General features: G+C 71.3%; 18 protein-coding genes and 1 tRNA gene. 3 read left to right on the forward strand and 16 right to left on the reverse strand.

The features are described 5' to 3' along the window. Positions 1-29: 29 nt before the first annotated feature. Positions 30-1010, reverse strand: coding sequence for a TauD/TfdA family dioxygenase (locus tag FF096_RS05550; RefSeq protein ID WP_155215244.1), 981 nt, complete (start codon positions 1008-1010; stop codon positions 30-32). A gap of 79 nt (positions 1011-1089) precedes the next feature. Here FF096_RS05550 and FF096_RS05555 point away from each other — a divergent pair, with 79 nt between their 5' ends. After that, the gene (locus FF096_RS05555; protein ID WP_155215245.1) at positions 1090-2178 is read left to right on the forward strand and encodes a bifunctional 2-polyprenyl-6-hydroxyphenol methylase/3-demethylubiquinol 3-O-methyltransferase UbiG; all 1089 of its coding nucleotides are present in this window, start codon (positions 1090-1092) and stop codon (positions 2176-2178) included. Between the two features lie 4 nt (positions 2179-2182). Here FF096_RS05555 and FF096_RS05560 read toward each other — a convergent pair whose 3' ends face one another. The 4 genes from FF096_RS05560 to FF096_RS05575 are packed head-to-tail and all read right to left on the reverse strand — an operon-like array spanning position 2183 to position 5114. Beyond that, a complete protein-coding gene (locus FF096_RS05560; protein WP_155215246.1) occupies positions 2183-2572 on the reverse strand; it encodes a VOC family protein in 390 nt (129 codons plus the stop codon). Positions 2573-2616: 44 nt separating this feature from the next. Further along, positions 2617-3402, reverse strand: coding sequence for an ABC transporter permease (locus tag FF096_RS05565; protein WP_155215415.1), 786 nt, complete (start codon positions 3400-3402; stop codon positions 2617-2619). Then, complete coding sequence (locus FF096_RS05570; RefSeq protein ID WP_155215247.1) at positions 3402-4178, reverse strand: ABC transporter permease; 777 nt, start codon at positions 4176-4178, stop codon at positions 3402-3404. The genes FF096_RS05565 and FF096_RS05570 overlap by 1 nt, the downstream gene beginning before the upstream one ends. Further along, positions 4179-5114: an ABC transporter ATP-binding protein gene (locus FF096_RS05575; protein ID WP_155215248.1), complete on the reverse strand. Its 936-nt coding sequence runs from the start codon at positions 5112-5114 to the stop codon at positions 4179-4181. Between the two features lie 177 nt (positions 5115-5291). Between FF096_RS05575 and FF096_RS05580 the strand changes: the two genes are divergently transcribed. Beyond that, positions 5292-5690: a glyoxalase/bleomycin resistance/extradiol dioxygenase family protein gene (locus FF096_RS05580; protein WP_155215249.1), complete on the forward strand. Its 399-nt coding sequence runs from the start codon at positions 5292-5294 to the stop codon at positions 5688-5690. A gap of 112 nt (positions 5691-5802) precedes the next feature. Here FF096_RS05580 and FF096_RS05585 read toward each other — a convergent pair whose 3' ends face one another. The 4 genes from FF096_RS05585 to FF096_RS05600 all read right to left on the reverse strand — a co-directional run bounded on the left by FF096_RS05585 (position 5803) and on the right by FF096_RS05600 (position 11735). After that, positions 5803-6831, reverse strand: coding sequence for an acyl-CoA dehydrogenase family protein (locus FF096_RS05585; RefSeq protein ID WP_155215250.1), 1029 nt, complete (start codon positions 6829-6831; stop codon positions 5803-5805). Between the two features lie 76 nt (positions 6832-6907). After that, positions 6908-8044 carry an acyl-CoA dehydrogenase family protein gene (locus tag FF096_RS05590; RefSeq protein ID WP_155215251.1) on the reverse strand — a complete coding sequence of 379 codons (1137 nt, stop codon included), beginning with the start codon at positions 8042-8044 and terminating at the stop codon, positions 6908-6910. A 75-nt stretch (positions 8045-8119) separates the two neighbouring features. Next, the gene (locus FF096_RS05595) at positions 8120-9925 is read right to left on the reverse strand and encodes an ABC transporter ATP-binding protein (RefSeq protein ID WP_155215252.1); all 1806 of its coding nucleotides are present in this window, start codon (positions 9923-9925) and stop codon (positions 8120-8122) included. Continuing rightward, positions 9912-11735, reverse strand: coding sequence for an ABC transporter ATP-binding protein (locus FF096_RS05600; protein WP_309222741.1), 1824 nt, complete (start codon positions 11733-11735; stop codon positions 9912-9914). The genes FF096_RS05595 and FF096_RS05600 overlap by 14 nt, the downstream gene beginning before the upstream one ends. 144 nt (positions 11736-11879) lie before the next feature. On the opposite strand from FF096_RS05600, the gene FF096_RS27210 reads away from it, so the two are divergent. Beyond that, positions 11880-12500 carry a response regulator transcription factor gene (locus FF096_RS27210; protein WP_309222742.1) on the forward strand — a complete coding sequence of 207 codons (621 nt, stop codon included), beginning with the start codon at positions 11880-11882 and terminating at the stop codon, positions 12498-12500. On the opposite strand, the gene FF096_RS05610 is transcribed toward FF096_RS27210, so the two are convergent. From FF096_RS05610 to FF096_RS05635, 7 genes are all read right to left on the reverse strand, one after another. Further along, entirely contained in the window at positions 12497-13684 is a 1188-nt protein-coding gene (locus FF096_RS05610) for a Cmx/CmrA family chloramphenicol efflux MFS transporter (RefSeq protein WP_155215254.1), read from the reverse strand. The genes FF096_RS27210 and FF096_RS05610 overlap by 4 nt on opposite strands. 243 nt (positions 13685-13927) lie before the next feature. Continuing rightward, a complete protein-coding gene (locus FF096_RS27450; RefSeq protein ID WP_375335290.1) occupies positions 13928-14287 on the reverse strand; it encodes a DUF6086 family protein in 360 nt (119 codons plus the stop codon). A 123-nt stretch (positions 14288-14410) separates the two neighbouring features. Continuing rightward, positions 14411-14484: transfer RNA gene (locus FF096_RS05615), tRNA-Ala, on the reverse strand. A gap of 256 nt (positions 14485-14740) precedes the next feature. Continuing rightward, on the reverse strand, positions 14741-15649 hold the full coding sequence (locus tag FF096_RS05620) for a hypothetical protein (protein WP_309222743.1): 909 nt from the start codon (positions 15647-15649) through the stop codon (positions 14741-14743). Positions 15650-15828: 179 nt separating this feature from the next. Continuing rightward, entirely contained in the window at positions 15829-16437 is a 609-nt protein-coding gene (locus FF096_RS05625; RefSeq protein ID WP_155215418.1) for a GNAT family N-acetyltransferase, read from the reverse strand. A 57-nt stretch (positions 16438-16494) separates the two neighbouring features. Further along, on the reverse strand, positions 16495-17808 hold the full coding sequence (gene glp / locus FF096_RS05630) for a gephyrin-like molybdotransferase Glp (RefSeq protein WP_155215255.1): 1314 nt from the start codon (positions 17806-17808) through the stop codon (positions 16495-16497). Continuing rightward, on the reverse strand, positions 17805-18758 hold the full coding sequence (locus tag FF096_RS05635) for a UTP--glucose-1-phosphate uridylyltransferase (protein WP_155215256.1): 954 nt from the start codon (positions 18756-18758) through the stop codon (positions 17805-17807). Before FF096_RS05635 ends, glp begins: the two co-directional genes overlap by 4 nt.

The raw sequence follows: 18758 nt of genomic DNA on the forward strand, positions 1-18758 counted from the left end.
CGGCACCTCAAGTCGTCTCGCCGCCCTGGTCACTCGGTATCGAAGCAGATCACCGGTGATGACACCACTGTCGTCGGTCGGCAATCGGCGACGTCCAGCGGTTCGCCCCAGGCACACAGCACGTCCCGCCGACCTCGGTAGGCACGCCGACCATGCGCGGTCAGGATGTTGTCGAGCACGAGCACGTCACCGGCGGCCAGCGACACCTCGACGGCGACCTCGGCGTAGGCGGCCTCGATGCCGGTGACCTCGGTGGCGGTCAGTGGCGACCCGTCACCGGCCTGCGTGTTGAACGCCAGGTCGTCCCCGAACGCCTGGCGCATCACCTGCCGCTCGACCGGGTCGAGTCCCCACTCGTTGAGGAACCCCGCGTGGTTGAACCAGCACGGCTCTCCGGTCTCCGGGTGATGTACCACGGCGGCCCGTCGCCGTACGGTCCGCAGGGTCGTCCCGTCGAGCCAGCGATGGTCGACGAGTTCGCGGCGCAGCGCCTCGGCCAGGTCCGCCCGGGTGTCGACGCCGAACGCCTCCCGCCAGCCGACCCCGATCCGTTCCCGGAACGTACGCGCCAACAGCCAGCCCTGCGTACGCAGGCGGTCCCGGACCTCGGCCGGGACCCGGTCGAGCACCCGGCGGGCGTCGGCGAGCACGACCTGCCCGCCGGAGTCGGCCGGACGACGGCAGGCCACCAGCGCCACCCGGGGGATCCTGAGCCGGTAGCTCTGCTCGTGCTGCGGGCACAGTTCCCGGTCGGCGGGCCACTGGAAGTCGCCGTGCACGTCGTGTCCGTGGGCGGGGCGGGGCGCGAACGGCTCGTGCGATCCCACGGCGACGTCGACCAGCGCCGCCCGGATCCCGGCCACGTCGGCGGCGTCCCGCACCGACAGTCCGCGCAGCAACACCGCCCCGGTGGTGTGCAGCAGCGTCCGCAGTTCACCGCGTCGGTGCCGTACCCACTCCACGTCGCCCGCGCCCGGCGGGACATCGACGGTGACGGGTCGGTTGGTCATCGTCCACCTCGCTACCCTGGTCGTATCGACGGCGCTGGTGCACGGTGGACACCCTAGTCCGGGAATCCGTGAGGCCGTGATGACGCAACCCGATCCCCGCACCCTGGCGTTCTCGCTACGACTGTTCCGCACGATGCTCGCCACCCAGGAGATGTTCACCGTCTACCTCGGTGTCCGGCTGGGGCTCTACGACGCCCTGCGCGACGGTGATCCCCGCACTCCGGCAGAGCTGGCCGAGGCCGCCGAGGTCGACCCCCGCTACGCCCGGGAATGGCTGGAGCAGCAGGCCACGGCGGGCATCCTGGTCGCCGTCACGGCTCCCGGTGACGCCGACCCCGACCGGCGGCGCTACGCGCTACCGGCCACCCACGCCACGGTGCTGACCGAATCCGACGATCCGGCGTCCATGGCGGCGCTGGCCGTGCTCCCCGTCGGCGGTATCGCCATGGCGCTCCCGCACCTGCTGGACGCCTACCGCACCGGTGGCCGGGTCGCCGACGAGGTCTTCGGCGACGACTGGCTGCACGGCCACTCCGGCGCCAACCGCGCGCTCTACCGGCATCAGCTCGCCGGCTGGATCGAGACCTACCTGCCCGACCTGCACGCGCGGCTCTGCGAGCCGGGCCGGCGGGTGGCGGACGTGGCCTGCGGGGTCGGCTGGTCGAGCATCGCCCTCGCCCGCGCCTATCCGGGGCTGAGCGTGACGGGGATCGACATCAGCGCCAGCGCGATCGCCCTGGCCACCGGAAACGCCGCCCGAGCGGGGCTGGCCGACCGGGTCGGCTTCACCGTCGGGGACGCCGCAGCCCAGCACGGCACGAAGGGGTACGACCTGGTCTGCCTCTTCGACGCGCTGCACGAGTTGACCGACCCGGTCGGCGTGCTGGCCGCCTGTCGTGAGTTGTGTGCCGCCGACGGCACGATGCTGGTGATGGACGCGAAGGTGGCACCGGCCTTCACCGCGCCCGGCGACGACGTGGAGCAGTTCCAGTACGCGACGAGTGTGCTGCACTGCCTGCCGGCGGCGCGGTCGGTCGAGGGCGGTGGTCACGGCACGGTGCTGCGCCCGGACGACGTACGCGCGATGGCCGCCCGGGCCGGCTACGCCGCCACCGTGGTCGTGCCGGTCCCGGACCGCTTCCACCGCCTCTACCGGTTGATGGCCTGAGCCGTCAGACCTTCCACGGGTCGTAGGAGCCGAACCCCCACACGTATCCCTCGATGTCGGCGCACGAGTAGGCCCGACCGCCGTGCGGCTGGTCGGTCGGCTCGTCGACGATGCGGGCACCGGCGGCGACGGCCCGCGCCGCGTGCGCGTCGACGTCGTCGACGATCACGTAGACGCCGCCCGGCCGGTTCTGGTCGGCGTCCAGGGGTGCCGCGTCGTCACCGACAGAGTCGATCATCAGCATGCCGGGGCCGTAGGTCAGTTCGGCGTGCGCCACCTTCCTCGGCCCCGCGTCGATCACCAGGCGGCGTTCGAATCCGAACGCCTCCACCAGCCAGTCGATCGCCTTCGGCGCGTCGTGGTAGGCCAGGACGTGGATGACTGTCGAGGACATTCTCTTCTCCTTTGGTTTCGCCGCGCCGTTGGTTTCGCCGCGACTCAGCGGCGGAGCAACCGCGCCGTCCGGCGACCGGCCACGCCGACCGCCACCAGCGCGAGCACGAGCAGGTAGCCGATGCTGATTACGGTGTTCCACCCCGGCGTGCCGACGGTGACGCCACGCAGAAGTTCGATGCCGTGATAGAGCGGGGTGCAGGCCACCAGGGCCTCCAGCACCGCCGGGTAGGTGCTCACCGGCACGTACGCGCCGGAGAAGAGCAACAGCGCGATCTGGGCCAGCGTCACGTAGTCGAAGTGCTGCCAACTCTTCATGTAGGTGGCCAGGGCGAGCCCGACCGCGCCGAAGGTCACTCCCACCAGCACCGCGGCCGGCAGCGCCACCAGGGCCCGCAGCGGTGTGGTCACCCCGAGGGCGGTCATCACCACCAGGAACGCCGTGCTGTAGAGGGTGCCCCGGATGGTCGCCCAGCCCAGCTCACCCCAGGCGACCTCCACCGGCCGCAGCGGGGTGTTGAGTGCCGCCTCGTAGAGCCGGGCGTACTTGGCCTTGGTGAAGAAGTTCGTGGTGGCCTCGGCGACGGCGCCGTTCATCGCCGAGGCGGCAAGCATCGCCGGGGCGATGAACGTCAGGTAGGAGACCGAACGGTCACCGAGCGGCACGGTCGACACGAGGGAGCCGACACCCCACCCGAGTGCGACGAAGTAGAGCAGCGGCTCGACGAACGCCGAGGCGACCAGGAGCCAGTAGCCCTTCTTGGTGTGCAGCACCCGGACGTTGCGTCCGGTCACCGCGGCGGATCGAGCCAGGATCGCGGTCGACAGCATCACGCCCCCAGACGTTCGGCGAACTGACGCCGGGCCAGCAGCAGGCCGCCGACCGCCCAGATCAGCAGGTAGCCCACGTGCGCCGGCACCGGCCAGGCGGTCTCGGTGGCCGCGGTCGCGGCCCGTGCCAGCTCGACTCCGTGCCACAACGGCGTTGCGAAGATCAACGGCTGCAACACCCCGGGTATCTCGGAGACCGGGAAGAAGATCCCCGCGAACAGCATCATGGGCAGCAACACGAACCGGTTGACCATGGCCATCACCCCGGGGTCCTCGGCGGTGGCGGAGAACGCGCACATCGGGGCCGCCGTCGCCAGACCGACCAGGAGGCCGACCAGCGGGGCCAGCAACGCGCCCCACGACGAGACCGTGCCGAACACGACCATCACCACGAGGAAGGACACCGTCGCCACGAGCACCCGCAGCGCGGCGTACGCCAGATGACCCACCACCAGGTCGGACGGTCCGGGCGGGGCCGCCGCGATGACGTGGTACATCCGCTGCCACCGGAAGTTGTTCATCACCGGGGTGGCCGAGTCCATCATGGCCACCTGCATCGCCGTGTGGGCCAGCAGACCGGGCGCGACGAACTCGGCGTACGGCACTCCGAGCACCGGAGTACGGTCGACGTACTCGCCGAGGACCACGCCGAGACCCAGCAGGAAGAGCACCGGGGTGAGGAACGAGCTGGCCAACGTGCCGCGCCAGGTCTGCCGGTAGCACGCCACGTGGTACTCGAAGACCGCCCGGCCACGGGTCAGGGCGCTGGTCGCCATCTACGCCTCCACCAGGGTGCGACCGGTCAGTTTGAGGAAGACGTCCTCAAGGCTGGCCCGCCGGACCAACACCCCGGTCGGGGCGACACCACGGGCGTAGACGGCCGGCACGGTGGCGTCACCGTCGTCGACGTAGAGCAGGATGCGGTCGGGCAGCACCTCGACCCGCTGGCCGACGTCGGTCAGCTTGTCGGCGTGGGCGTCGAGGTCGTCGCTGCCGAAACGAAGCTCGACCACCTCCCGTGGGGCGTGCTCCGTCACCAACGCCGCCGGTGCCCCCTCGGCCACGATCCGGCCCTCGTCGATGACGATCACCCGGTCGCACAGCTGCTCGGCCTCGTCGAGGTAGTGGGTCGTCAGCAGCAGCGTCACGCCGCGTCGCTTCAGCCGGAACAGCCGTTCCCACAGCAGGTGCCGGGCCTGCGGGTCCAGACCGCTGGTCGGCTCGTCCAGCATCAGCAGCTCGGGGTCGTTGACCAACGCACGCGCGATCGCCAGTCGGCGGCGCATGCCGCCGGAGAGCTGGTCCATCCGGCTGTCGGCCCGGTCGGCGAGCTGCATGAATTCGAGCTGCGCGTCCGCCCGCTGGCGTGCCTCCGAGCGCGAGTAGCCGAAGTAGCGCGCGTAGGTGACCAGGTTGTCCCGAACCGACAGGTCCATGTCGAGGCTGTCCTCCTGGGGACAAACCCCCAGGCGTTCCCGGATGGCCGGTCCGTCACGACGTGGATCGAGCCCGAGGACGGTCAACTCGCCATCGGTGATGTCGGTGACGCAGCCGATCATCCGCATGGTGGACGACTTGCCGGCACCGTTGGGCCCGAGGATGCCCACGGCCTCGCCGCGGGCGACATCGAGATCGATACCGGCCACGGCAACCCGGTCGCCGTAACGTTTCACGAGTCCACGGGATCTGACCAGAGATGACTCGATGCTCATGCGTCCATGCTCAACCGGGACCGGTACCGGCGGTCAAGGTGAACGTTCGACTGCGCAGCCGAGGCAGTCGAACGGCCCGGCGGCGTCGGCCCGCGTTCGGCAGCGACGCTTGCGGCCTTCCCGGTGGCCGGCCGTACGGTGACGGCCTGCTACTGCCCCGACTGGGAAGGACCGACCATGCCGGACACGATCGTACGCGGCCGGATCATGTTGATGATGTACGACGACATCGCGGCCGCCCATGACTACCTGGTCGAGGTCTTCGGACTGGAGGCCGGTGTGGTGATCCGGGACGACCAGGGCCGCGTCGATCACGGTGAGGTGACCGCCGGCGACGGTGTCATCTGGCTGCACCCGGTGCAGGAGGACATGAAGCTCGCCCCGCCCAGCTCCGTCGGCGCGGCCACCGCGAGCATGGCCATCCTCGTCGACGACGTCGACGCCCACTTCCGGCACGCCCGCGAGAAGGGTGCCGCGATCGAACACGAGCCGGTCGACCAGGAGTACGGCTACCGCGAGTACAGCGCGCGGGACCCGGAGGGCCACCTCTGGTCGTTCATGAAAGCTCTCTCCTGACGTAGGAGAACCAACGGACCGGGCCGCCGGTGACGAGGTGTTCGAAGAACCTCGCCCACCGGTCGGCCCGTACCGCTTGAGCGCCGAGGTCCCGACGCTCCCCCGCTGTCGCTCAGCGCGCCTCACCCGCGAACACGACATCGGCGATCGCGGCCAGCGACTCCTTCGACCCGCCGGTCGACAGGGCCCGGCGATACCACCAGTGCACCGGGAACTCCCAGGTGACTCCCATCGCACCGAACACCCCAACGGCCGCCTCGCAGGTCAGCACCGCTGCCCGGCGGGCGGCCACGACCGCGCTGGCGGTGGCGTCCGCCGGTCCCCCCGCCGGTCCGTCGTGGGCCGCAGCGGCCCGCCAGACCAGTGACCGCGCCAGTTCGACATCGGCGTAGCACTCCGCCAACCGGTGACTCACCGCCTGGTAGGAGCCGATCGGCCGACCGAACTGGGTACGGACCTTGGCGTGCTCCACGGCGAACTCCAGCGCCCGCTCAGCCACCCCGACCGCCTCGGCGGCGAGCAGCACGGCCGCCCGATCCCGGATCCGCGCCAGCAAACCGGCGGCGTCGGGCGGACCGGCCAGCAGCCGCGCCCGCGTACCGTCGAAGGTGAGATCGCTGACCACCCGCAACGGATCGATGCCCTCGGCCGGGGCACAGACCGGGCCGGTCGGGCCAGCCGGCACGGCGAACAGCGCCACCTCGCCGTCGGCGACGGCGACGACGACGAACTCGGTCGCCGGGGCGGCGTCGACAGCCGACGCCACGCCGTCGATCCGCCAGCCACCGGAGTCCCGGCTCGCGGCCGGCACCGTCGCACCGCCGCCCTGACCGTCCACCATGGTCGCCGGTCCGGGCGGTGACTCACCCGCCGCGTGATACGCCGGCAGCGCCAGCCCGACCGTCGTCCACCAGGGCACCGGCAGCAGCGCGTACCCGAGTTCCCCGGCCAGCAGGGTCAGCTCCACCGCCGACAGCTCGGGATCCACCCACCCCTGCCGGATCAACTCGGGCCAGGTGCCGCTGGCCCACCCGCCGTTGTCGGCCAGTACGGCGACGGTCGCGGGCGAACAGGCCGCACGTAGGAACCGGCGCGCCGCCTCCCGCAGGTCGAGCTGATCGCGGGTGAGAGTCAGATCCACCAGTCCACCTCCGGCTCCTCGTTGCCTGTCGGGCTTAGCTCCTGTGTCGAAGCCGGCCAGGGACTTCCACCAGGCCCTACCGCGACCGGGGCAGGCCGAGCACCCGCTCGGCCACGATGCCGCGCAGGATCTCGGAGGTGCCTCCCTCGATCGTCGACGTCCGGCTGCACAGCAGTTCCCGCTCCCAGTGGGCCCGCCAGGGCGACCGTGGTGCGGCCACCTCGAAGCCGAGGGCGCACACCCGCTGGTCCACCTCGGACCAACGGAGTTTCAGCACCGTCGCCTCGGGAGCCGGATCGCCGCCCTGCGCGGAGGCCACCGCCCGGTGCGCGGTGCACCGCAGCGCCTCCACCTCCACGTACAGGGCCGCCACCTGCTCGCGGACCGAACGGTCCCGGTCGACACCGGCCGCCACCACGGTCCGCCGCAGCCGGTCGAACTGCACGGCCAGCCGGGCGACGAGGGTCACGGCGAGGGTGCCGCGCTCGTGGGCGAGGGTGGTCATGGCCACCCGCCAGCCGCCGTCCACCGGGCCGACCGCCGCCGACTCGGGCACCGCCACGTCGGTGAGGGTGATCCGGCTGAAGGCGGCGTCACCGGAGATCCGACGCAACGGCTGGACCGTCACGCCCGGCGTCGACATGTCGACGAGGAAACAGGTCAGGCCGTCGTGTCGACCCGCCGACCCGCTGGTACGGGCCAGCAACATGCAGGCATCGGCGCTGTCGGCGTACGAGGACCAGACCTTCTCCCCGGTGATGCGGTAGCCGCCGTCCGGAGCCGGGATCGCCCGGGTGCGGATGGCGGCGAGGTCCGAGCCGGCCTCCGGTTCCGAGAAGCCCTGGCAGAACAGGGTGTCGCCACGGAGGATCCCCGGCAGGTAGGTGTCGCGCTGGGCGGCCGTGCCGTGGCGGATCACCGTCGGCCCCACCATGTTGAGTCCGACGAGATTGGCGTGGTCGGGTGCACCGGCTCGGGCCGACTCCGCGACGAAGATCTCCTGGATGGCCGGTGGTGCGCCACGACCGCCGTACGCGACCGGCCAGGCCAGCCCGGCGTACCCGCCTGCCCAGAGCGTCCGGTTCCACGCGCGTAGTTGCTCCGGGGTCCATCGGCGGGTGCCCACCTCCGGCGCGGGCGGCAGGTGTTCACGCAGCCAGACCAGCAGGTTCTTCCGGAACTCCGCCTCCTGCTCGTCATCGTGCAGCCGCATGGCGGCCGATGCTAGGCGACACTGTGCGTGTGCGGGAATCCGTGCGTACGAACGGTTCCGGCCACCTCGTCGGGGTCAGCCGCTGCGGTAGCCGGCCGCCTGGATCGCGTACAGCTCGGCGTACCGGCCGCCAGCGGCCATCAACTCCTCGTGGCTGCCCACCTCCGCCACCCGGGCCCCGTTGAGCACCACGATCACGTCGGCCATCCGGGCGGTGGAGAACCGGTGCGAGACGAGGACGGTGACCCGTCCGGTTCCGGTGTCGCTGCGCGCGCCGGCCGCGTACCGTTCGAACAGGGCGTGCTCGGTCTCCGCGTCCAGCGCCGCAGTCGGCTCGTCGAGCACCAGCAGCAACGGTTGGTCCCGCATGAACCCACGCGCCAGCGCGACCTTCTGCCACTGTCCGAAGGAGACTTCGACGCCGTCCGGCCATTCCTTACCCAACTGGGTGTCCAGGCCCCGGGGCAGCGCGGCGACCACCTCGTCGGCACCGGCCCGCGCCACCGCGCCGACGATCGCGGGCTCCTGCTCGACCCGGGGCAGGTCACCCACGCCGATCGCCTGCCCGGCGCGCAGCTCGAAACGGTAGAAGTCCTGGTACGCACCGGCCAGCCGGGTACGCCAGGACTCCGCCGAGATGGTGTCGAGGTCACGGCCGTCGACCAGGATGCGGCCGCTGGTCGGCGAGTAGAACTTCGACAACAGCTTGATCAGGGTGCTCTTGCCGGCACCGTTCTCGCCGACCAACGCCACCACGGACCCGGCCGGCAGCGTCAACGTCACGTCTTCGAGCGCCAGCCGGTCGCTGTTGGGGTAGGCGAACGAGACGTTCTCCAGTCGGATCCCGTCGACGAGGCGATCGGGAGCGGGAGCCTCGGCATCCCGGTCGAAGGACGCCACGTAGTCCTCCAGCCAGCTGAGCCGACGGGCACCGTCGATCCACATGCCGCGCAGGAAGCCGATCTCCCCCACCGTCGCGCTGACGTACGCGGACAGCCGGGCACCGGCAGCCAGCACCAACAGCACATCGCCCGCCGGTGCCCGCAGCACCTCCGCGACGTAGGCGATGGCGCCCACGTAGCCCAGCCCGAACACGATCCAGGCGAACGAGTGCCACACCGCCGACCTGTTCCGGGGGCGGGCGACAATCGCGTACCACCTGTCCCAGGCCGCGCGGCGCTCCCGGCTCAGCCGTGGGCCGACGCCGCTGACCCGTACCTCCTTGGCCGGCCCGGCGGTGGTCGCGGTGACGTAGAGGTGCCGGGCCAGCCGCCCGGCGGCGGCGGCCTGCTCGTGGGCGGCCTGCTCGACAGCCGGACGCCAGCCGGCCATGGCCAGGGTCGGAACGGCGAACACCGCCAGCAGGATCAACACCGGGCTGATCGAGGCGAGCAGCGCGAGGGTGATGACCAGCCGCAGGATCCAGCCCAGCGTGGTGAACACCGACAGGTACATGTGGTCGAGCACGAAGACCTGGTCCCGCAGCACGGCCAGCCGGTCGAGGTAGTCCGGCCGTTCGTGGTGGGCGATGGTGGACACCCGGGCCTGTAGCCGGGCGACGTGCGACTCCAGCTCGATCGTCACCCGATCGCGGAACCGGCGCTGTACCCGAGCCGAGATCACCGACAGGAACCAGGTCAGCGCCGCGGACGCACCCAGACCGATCAGCGCCGCGTAGATCCATCGCCGGTCACCCGTCTGCACACCGTCGCTGAGCAGCTTCAGCCAGAGCGCGAACAGCGCATCCGGTACCGCCGCCAGCAGCGCGATCCCCAGCGCGGCGAGCATCAACCGGGGCTCGTGGCGTAGACCGAACCGGCACACCCGCCACATCGACCGCAACGGCGGCGGCAGTGGGACCTCCCGCTCAGGCGAGGACATCGTCACCGGCCTCCTGCGGGTCGTCGAAACGCTGGGCCTGTAGGTCGAACATGGTGCGGTACCGCCCGTTCGCCCGCATCAACTCGTCGTGGCTGCCCGCCTCGACCACCGCGCCGTCCTCGACCACGCAGATCAGGTCGGCCATCCGGACGGTGGAGAACCGATGGGAGATCAGCACGGTGGTACAGCCCCGGGTCTCGGCCAGCACCCGCGAGAAGATCTCCAACTCGCCGCGGGCGTCGAGCTGCGCGGTCGGCTCGTCGAGCAGCACCACCCCGGCACCACCACGGACCGCGACCAACGTACGGGCCAACGCGACGCGCTGCCACTGGCCACCGGAGAGGTCGATGCCACCCGGATAGCCCTTGGCCAACACGGTGTCGAGGTCGGCCAGGCCATGTGCCCCGGCTGCGGCCAACGCCGCCGACACGGCACTGTCCGGCGCACCGGTCGGCGCGACGTTGTCGCGGAGCGGCCACTCGAACCGGATGTAGTCCTGGAACACCGCCGAGATGTGCTCGCGCCACTGCCTGACGTCGAACTGTCGGATGTCGACGCCGTCGTACTCGATGCTGCCCTCGTCAGGGTCGTAGAGGCGGCAGATCAGCTTCGCCAGTGTCGTCTTGCCGGCGCCGTTACGGCCGACGATCGCCACCGACGAGCCGGCCGGCACCGTCAGGTCCAGCGAGCGCAGCACCGGCGTGTCGGTGCCCGGATAGCTGAAGGTCACGCCGCGCAGCCGCAACTCTCCGCTGCCCGAAACGGGCTGCGGGGTCAGCGAACCAGGCGGGCCCGGTAGCGCACCGGCGGCCATCATCGGCGCGTGTAGCCGCAGCACGGCGGCGACCGGGGCGGCAGCCGAGTCGAGCGACCAGTTGAGCCCACCGAACGCGATCGCGACCGCCCCGATCGCCGCCTGGGCGAACGTCACCGCCGCGCCGAGCGCGAGCCCGCCCCCGACCAGGTCCCGGCCGATCGCGCCGAACACGATCAGGTTGCCTGCCAACACGACGGCCAGGCTCGCCAACACCGACCGCTCGCGCAGCCGGGTGGCCTCGAACTGAAGTTCGTGCAATCTGCGACGACGCAGTACGAACCGATTCAGCACCCAGTCGGCCAGCCCGAAGAGGCGGATCTCCTTGGCCGGGGCGGGATCAACGGCCAACCGGTAGTGGTATTCCGCCTCCTGCTGCGCTCGCCGCACCACATCGGTGTTGCGGTCCCGCCAGACCCCACTCTCCCGCAGCAGCCAGTGCGTGGCCAACCAGCAACCGGCCAGGATCGGTGGCGCCCACCAGGCGTAGCCGAAGAGCACCAACGCACAGGCGACACCGCTGACGAAGGAGACGATGCCGTCGGCGATGAACCCCATCGCCAGCCGCAGCGGCGGCGCGCTCTGGCCGAGATCGAAGTCCCGGGCTGCCGCCTGGTCGGCGGCCAACTCCGGGCTCTCCAGGTGCCCGAGGCCAGGCGGCTCAAGGCAGTAGTCGGTCAGCCGGTCGTAGAGCCAGGCGGCGGTCTGGTCACCGAGGTTACGGCTCAGCGCCATGTGGATCGGGCCGAGCACCTGCATGCCCAGGAAGATCACGCCGGTGACGACCAGCGGAGCGGTGAGCGGCGCGCCGTCGTCGATCGCCCCGATCAGCCACCCCATCACCACCGCGAAGCCCGCCGGGAGCGCGCCACGCAGCAGCACGATCGCCCACCACAGCCCGGCGAGCCCCGGCCGCGCCCGGAACGTCGTGGCGAAGAACTGCCACTCCTGCCGCTGGCGCAGCCGGCCCACGTTCTGCTGTGCGGGGAGGGTCACGATGGCGATGATGCCACCGATCACCCCCGCCGTCAGGCAGCGCCGGGCGTATGAACGGCGACCGCGACGACTCGTACGGCTTGCCGCCGCCCCTGCGACACCTGTACCCAGATAAGCCGGAGCAGGCATCGAGGCAGGTGATACGTGATCCGAACCGATCTGCTCGTCCGCTCTCCCATCTACACCATCGGTCTCGTCCACACGCTCGCCGCCGCCGGAGTCGAGGTCGTGGGCGTACGTCGCTCACCCGCCGAGGAACCGGCCGGTTCAGCCGAGGCCGCCATCGTCGACCTCGACGGGCTTCCGGTCTCCGACGGCGTCGGCGCGATCGCCGACGCCGCCCGGCGGCTACGCGTACTCGTGCTCGACGGCGGCCCGGCCGACGACCGCACGGCCTACCTACGCGCCGGTGCCCTCGGGGTGGTCGACCGGCACGCGCCGGCCGACCAGATCGTCGACGCGGTACGCACCCTCGGTGGGACGGACCACGTCGACGACTCCCCGCCCGGCCGCGCACTGTCCGAACGGGAGAGTCAGGTGCTGACGCAGATCTCGCACGGCCTGACCCACTGGCAGATCGCGACCCGGCTCGGCCTCAGCCCGAACACCGTCGACACGTACGTCAAACGCATCCGCGCCAAGCTCGGCGTGAGCAACAAGGCCGAACTCACCCGGGCCGCGCTGCTCGGCCGGTTCCACCCGTCGGTGACCTGGGCTGGCTCGGCGGCACGTGATGTCGCCGCCGAGCCGCCACAGTTCGCCTAGCCGGCCAGCACCGCCCGCTCGGGGCTCCGCGCGACGAGTCGCAGCAGCGGTAGGGCGATGAGCAGCGCGACTGCGACCAAAGTGGAGCTGACCCACACCGGGCCGAGGTCGCCGGAATCGGCGCCGAGAGCCGCTGCGGCCAGGACAGGCCCGCCGGCAGCACCGATGTTGAGCGCCGCAGTCGCATACGAACCACCCATGGTGGGTGCGCCGGCCGCCTCGTACAGCACCCTGGCGATCAGGGTGCTGCCCAGCGCGAACGACAGCGCACCCTGCACGAACACCAGCGGCAGAAGCGCCATCGGCCGAGCGGCCAGGCTCGCCATCGCGACCCAGCCGAGCAACAGCGCCGGGCCACCGACTGCGATCACGATCCCGGGACGCCGATCGGAGAACCGCCCCGCGACGGTGACACCGACGAAGGAACCGACCCCGAAGAGCACCAGGGCGACCGACACCCACAGTTCGCCCAGCCCGGCGGTGTCGGTCACAATCGGCGCCAGGAAGGTGAACGTGGCGAAGGTCGCGGCGTTGACCAGGGCACCGAGCAGCATGACCAGGGCCAGCCTCGGCCTGGTGAGTTGGGCGACCTCCTCCCACAGTGACGAGGTGGGCACACCGTCCAGATCGGTCCCACCGACGCGGGCGGGGATGCCCTTCACGACGCCGAGGGCAGCGGGCAGACAGAGCAGTGCGATCGCCCAGAAGGTCGCCCGCCAGCCGAGCATCGCGCCGAGCAGCGCGCCGCCGGGTACTCCGGCGATGGTGGCCACCGTCGTACCCGAGAGCAACACCGCCAGGGCGCGCCCTTTCTGATCAGCCGCGACGAGCGTCGCGGCCGTGGTCAGGGCCACCGCCAGGAAGCCCGCGTTGGCCAGTGCCGCGATCACGCGGCTGACCAGCAGCACCGCGAAACTCGTCGTGAGAGCGCCCGCGACATGGGCCACGGCGAAGACCAGCACGAAGGTCAACAGGCTGGCCCGGGCAGGCCAGCGACGCGCCAGCAACGCCATCAACGGCGCGCCGACAACCATGCCGACGGCGAACGCCGAGGTCAGAAGCCCAGCAGCCCCGACCGACACGTCGAGGCTCGCGGCGATGTCCGGCACCAGGCCGGCGAGCATGAACTCCGAGGTACCCATGGCGAAGACCGCCACGGCAAGCAGGTAGAGCGGAAGAGGCATCGACAACTCCGAGGTGAGCGAGAGGAAGGGAAGGCGTCTCGTCACCGCGGCCAGCGCCCCAACAGGCGTACGCGCGCATGCGCATGCCCCAGCAGCGCAGACTGCTGGGCAGCGACCTAGGAACTCAGTGGTTCAGGGGGCTGACGGCGTGACCGAAAGCCCCCACCTTGGATGCCTCAGGGCTCGACATGACGCAAACACTACTCAAACCCGTCGCCCCTCAGGCAACCTGATTTTCCGACCTCAGCCATCCCACAGCCCAGCGCGACGCTGGGGCGACAGAGCCTGAACCGACCGACCGCCACAGCCGACCCGATGTCCGGGAGTGAGTCTTCCGACAGGACTCTCAAATTCGGCGGCTCGCCGTCGGCGTGTAGAGCGTGCGGAATCGCTTCCCGGTTGGGCTTGCGCGGTCAGGGCGTCCACGAACGCCGCGAAGACGTCCGGGTCGATGGTGTACTCGTCCCGTCGGATGCCGGGTCCGACGCCTGACGGGCGCCCAGCGATCAGCACCATCGCTGCGGTCATGCGGGCGAACAGTTGCGCGACTGTGCTGGACGGATTCCACAACACAAGATCGCCGACCTGGAAATACTGACTCACCGCGTCATGACCCAAGGCCGAACATCTGAAGCACGCTCGAGGCCGCGTTTTTGGGTTGAGTTGTGCCGGATCTGTGCCAAATGATCAATGGCCAGCGTTTCCGCTGGCCATTGATGGTGTGGGTGGAGCTGAGGGGATTTGAACCCCTGACCCCCTCGATGCGAACGAGGTGCGCTACCGGTCTGCGCCACAGCCCCTCCGCCGGTCGACCGGCGTCGGTCCCACCCGGCTGTCACCGGGCGGGCCGGCGACAAGGCTAACAGGTCGAGCGCTCCCGCCGCGAACCACCCCGCCACCCCGGCTCCACAAGATCCGCGCAGTTTCCCGGAAACTGCTGCCTCAAGCTCGGCCTGAGGCAGCAGTTTCCCCGAAGTTGTCGCCTCCCCACGCCTCCCCACGCCTCCCCACGCCTCCCCACGCCTCGGCGCGCGGCGCGCGCCGAGGGGGCGGGGATTAGGCGGAGTGGGAGCCGGGGCCGGTTTCGTAGGGGCGACCGCGTAGGCCACCGGCCCGGCGGTAGGACACCGAGCCGCCGTTGGCGGCCTGCGGCAGGTCGGCCGGGCGGTCCAGGCCCATCGCGTTGCGCCGGACGGATTCTCGCTGGGCGGCCAGGCGGCGCTGCGCCTCCCGGCGGGCGGCGGCCCGGCGGGCCTGTTCCCGGCGTACCTCGGCCTGACGAGCCGCCAGCCAGGCGGCCTCGCGGGCCCGGGCCCGGCGTCGGCGGCGGTCGGCGACCGCACGGGCACGCAGGTGTACGACGTACACGATCAGCAGGGTGGCGGTGACCGCGAAACTGATCCAGAATCCTGGGCCGACGACCAGCACACCGACCAGCTCGACGGCGTTGAGCAGCACCAGCGCGGCGAGCACCCGGCGGCGGCGGTAGATGGCGGGGGTGTGGTGGTGCCGCCGGTCGGGCCGACGTCGGGGTCGACCCCCTCCTGCCGGTACGGCACGTAACCGGCTCGGCCGACCGGAGCGGCGCGGAACAGCGCGATCACCGGCCGCGCCCCGAGTGGTTCCGTCAGCGGGACGCGTGGATGATTGGCCGTCGTCAGCTGAGCGACGGGGCTGAGGAGGAACCGCGCGGCGCAGGGCGGGCGGTCCGGAGACCGGAGCGGCGAGGCCACCGGAGCTAGGGCTCTCACTGAGGGTGATCACCAGGGCACGGGAGGGGTTGATCGGTCGCCGACCGGGGACAGTGCGACGGCGTCGGCGGCGCTGGAGCACCCGCGCCGTCGACTGCGCCCGCTCCGCCACCAGCCGCTCGGCGGCGTCGTACCGGCGAACCAGCGCCGGAGCGAGGGCGAGCAGCCCGGCGGCGGCGAGGACGGCGAGGAGCACCGAGGTCGGCACCCTCACCCCTCCCGTCACCAGAGATTCGGAGCAGACGCCGACCGCCGCAGGATCTTCCACCGATCGGCGTCGGCGACGTGAATCATGCGGGGCGGGCAGCGCCTGCCGCAGCTTGCAGTTACCTGAGGTTACGGGTCACCATCGCCGGAACCGCCGCGCCGCGCCGATCCCGCACGTGGGACGACTCACGGGGTACGGGCGCGCAGCCGGTGCCAGCGGGCCAGCAGGCCGCCCTCGGCCGCGATCTCCTCGCTGGTCATCGCGTAGCCGATGTGGTCGCGCCAGGCACCGTCGATGTGCATGTAGCGCGCGTGGTACGCCTCCTCGCGGAAGCCCAGCTTCTCCACCACCCGGCGGGACGGCACGTTCTCGGGGCGGATGTTCACCTCGATCCGGTGCAGCCCGCCCGGGCCGAAGGCGTGGTCGACCACCAGGGCCAACGCGGTCGGGATGACACCCCGGCCGGCGACCCGCCGGTCCACCCAGTAGCCGACGTAGCCGGAGCAGAAGGCCCGCCGCACGATGTTGCCCACGTTGATGTGGCCGACCAGCCGTTCTTCCCCGTCCTCGTACAGGCAGACCGCGAACGGCATCCCCTCACCGGTACGCCCGGAGCGTCGCTGGTCGCGATAGACCCACCGGAAGGTGGCCGGGGAGTTCAGGTCGTCCCAGTCACCGGGTGCCGACGATTCCCAGGGGGCCAGCCACTCCCGGTTGGCTCGGCGCACCTGCGACCAGGCCGTCGCGTCCGACCGCCGGTACGGACGCAGCAGCACCGGGCCGTCGGAGAGCATCGCCGGCCAGCCAGGCGCTCGTCGGAACACCGAACCTCCACTCCCGAGCGTCGCCGGTTACCGGCGGCGGTCCAGCAGCAACACGTCGACGGTGGAGCCGGCGGCGGCAGCGGTCACCCGCTCGCCGAGGACGAGAAGACCGTTCGCCTCTGCCAGGCCGGAAAGCGTGAACGGACCGCCGTTGAGCGGTTGGACAGTGTAACCCCCGCCCCGCCGCTCGGCGACGTGCGCGGGCCGGAACTCGCGCAGTCCGGCCGGCGAGGAGACGGTTTCCAGCAGGTGCGCCCGTACGCTGGGACGGAACACCGGCTCCGCGCCGGCCAGCAGGTTGATCGCCGGCCGGGCCAGCACCTCGAAGCCGATCATCGCGGCCCCCGGGTCGCCGGGCAGGCAGACCACCGGCACCTCCTCGGCGCCGACGGTGCCGAAGCCGAGGGCGGTACCCGGATAGAGCGCCACGTCGGTGAAGGTGACCGGGCCGGCGCGGTTGCCCTCCCGACGCGACAGGATCCGGCGGACCATGTCGCCCGGCCCGGTGCCGGTGCCGCCGGTAGTGATGATCAGGTCGGCGCGCAGGGTCTGGTCCTCCAGCAGCCCGCGCAGCCCCTCAGGGTCGTCGTCACAGATACCCACCCGGTACGCCAACGCTCCCGCCTCCGCCGCCGCGGCCGTCAGGGCGTGCGAGTTGGCGTCCACGACCTGGCCCGGTTGGCTGCCCCGACCCACGTCGACCAGTTCGTCTCCGGTGGCCACGATCACCACCCGGGGGCTCGGGCGCACCACCACGTGCCCGATGCCGGTGGCGGCGAGCACCGCCACCAGCGCGGGCGAGACGTAGGTGCCGGAGCGGGCGAGCAGCGCACCGGCCGCCACCTCCTCCCCCGTCCGGCGGACCCCGTACCCCCGCTTCGGGACCCGGAAGATCTCCACTGCCGCCATGCCCTGATCGGTCCACTCGACCGGGACGACCACGTCCGCGCCGATCGGCAGTGGCGCGCCGGCCGCCACCGAGAAACACGAGCCCGGGGTGAGGCGGACCGGCCGCCAGCTCGCCGCACCGAGGTCACCGACGACGTTGAGTCGTACGGTGCGTCCGCCTGGCCGACTGGACTGGGCCGGGACGTACCCCGCGCCCCGGCCCCCACCCGCGATGTCCTCCCAGCGCGCCGCGTACCCGTCCACGGCCGCCTGGTCGAAGGCCGGGAACGAGTGCGGGGCGACCACGTCCTCGGCGAGGACGTTGCCGTACGCCTGGGTGAGGTCGAGGTCGAGCGGAGGCAGCGCGCGCAACCTGCGCAGCACGCTGCCCAGGTAGTCGGCGAGCGGCGTCAACCCGTTTTCGGCCGCCTCGGCGTCGGCCGTCGTGGTCATGTATTCGGACCGCCCGACGCGTCGGAGTTGACGAACTCGACCAGCCACTTGCGGAACTCGCTGCCCAGATCCTCACGGTCGGCGGCGATCTGGACCACGGTCTGGAGGTAGCCCAGCGGCATCCCGGTGTCGTAGCGGGTGCCTCGGTAGACGATCGCGTGCACCGGTGTGCCCTCGGTACGCAGGATCTCCATCGCGTCGGTCAACTGGATCTCGCCGCCGCTGCCGGGCTTCGTCCGGCGGATGGCGTCGAAGATCTTGCCGGGCAGGACGTACCGGCCGAGCACGGCGAGGTTGCTCGGCGCCTCCTCCGGTTGCGGCTTCTCCACCATGCCTGTCACCTTCACGACCTCGCCGATGTCGGCCAGCTCGGACTCGGCCGGCTCGACGGAGGCGATCCCGTACCGCTTCGTCTCCGCCGGGTCGACCTCGAAGAAGGCGAGCACCACCCCACCCGTACGCGCCTGGAGTTCCAGCATGGCCGGCAGCAGCGGCTCGCTGGGTTTGACGAACTCGTCGCCGAGCAGCACCGCGAAGGGCTCGTCGCCCACGTGGGACTCGGCGTACCCGACGGCGTGCCCGAGACCCAGTTGCTCCGGCTGGCGGCAGGTGTAGATGGACGCCAGTTCCTCGGTCCGCTTGACGGCGGCGAGCAGGTCGGGCTTCTCCGCGAGTCGTTCCTCCAGGTCGGGGCGACGGTCGAAGTGGTCCACCATCGATGTCTTGCCCCGGCCGGTGATCAGCAGCACGTCGTTGATGCCGGCCTGTGCGGCTTCCTCGACGATGTACTGCAACACCGGCCGATCGACGACCGGCAGCAGTTCCTTGGGGACGGCCTTGGTGGCAGGCAGGAACCTGGTGGCCAGGCCGGCTGCCGGGATGACGGCTTTGACGGCACGGGGACGGCCGGTGACTGCGGCCGCTGAGGGGTTCGCTGAGTGCTCCGACAT

This window comes from Micromonospora sp. CP22, from assembly GCF_009712475.1.
In the GTDB taxonomy this organism is placed as follows: domain Bacteria; phylum Actinomycetota; class Actinomycetes; order Mycobacteriales; family Micromonosporaceae; genus Micromonospora.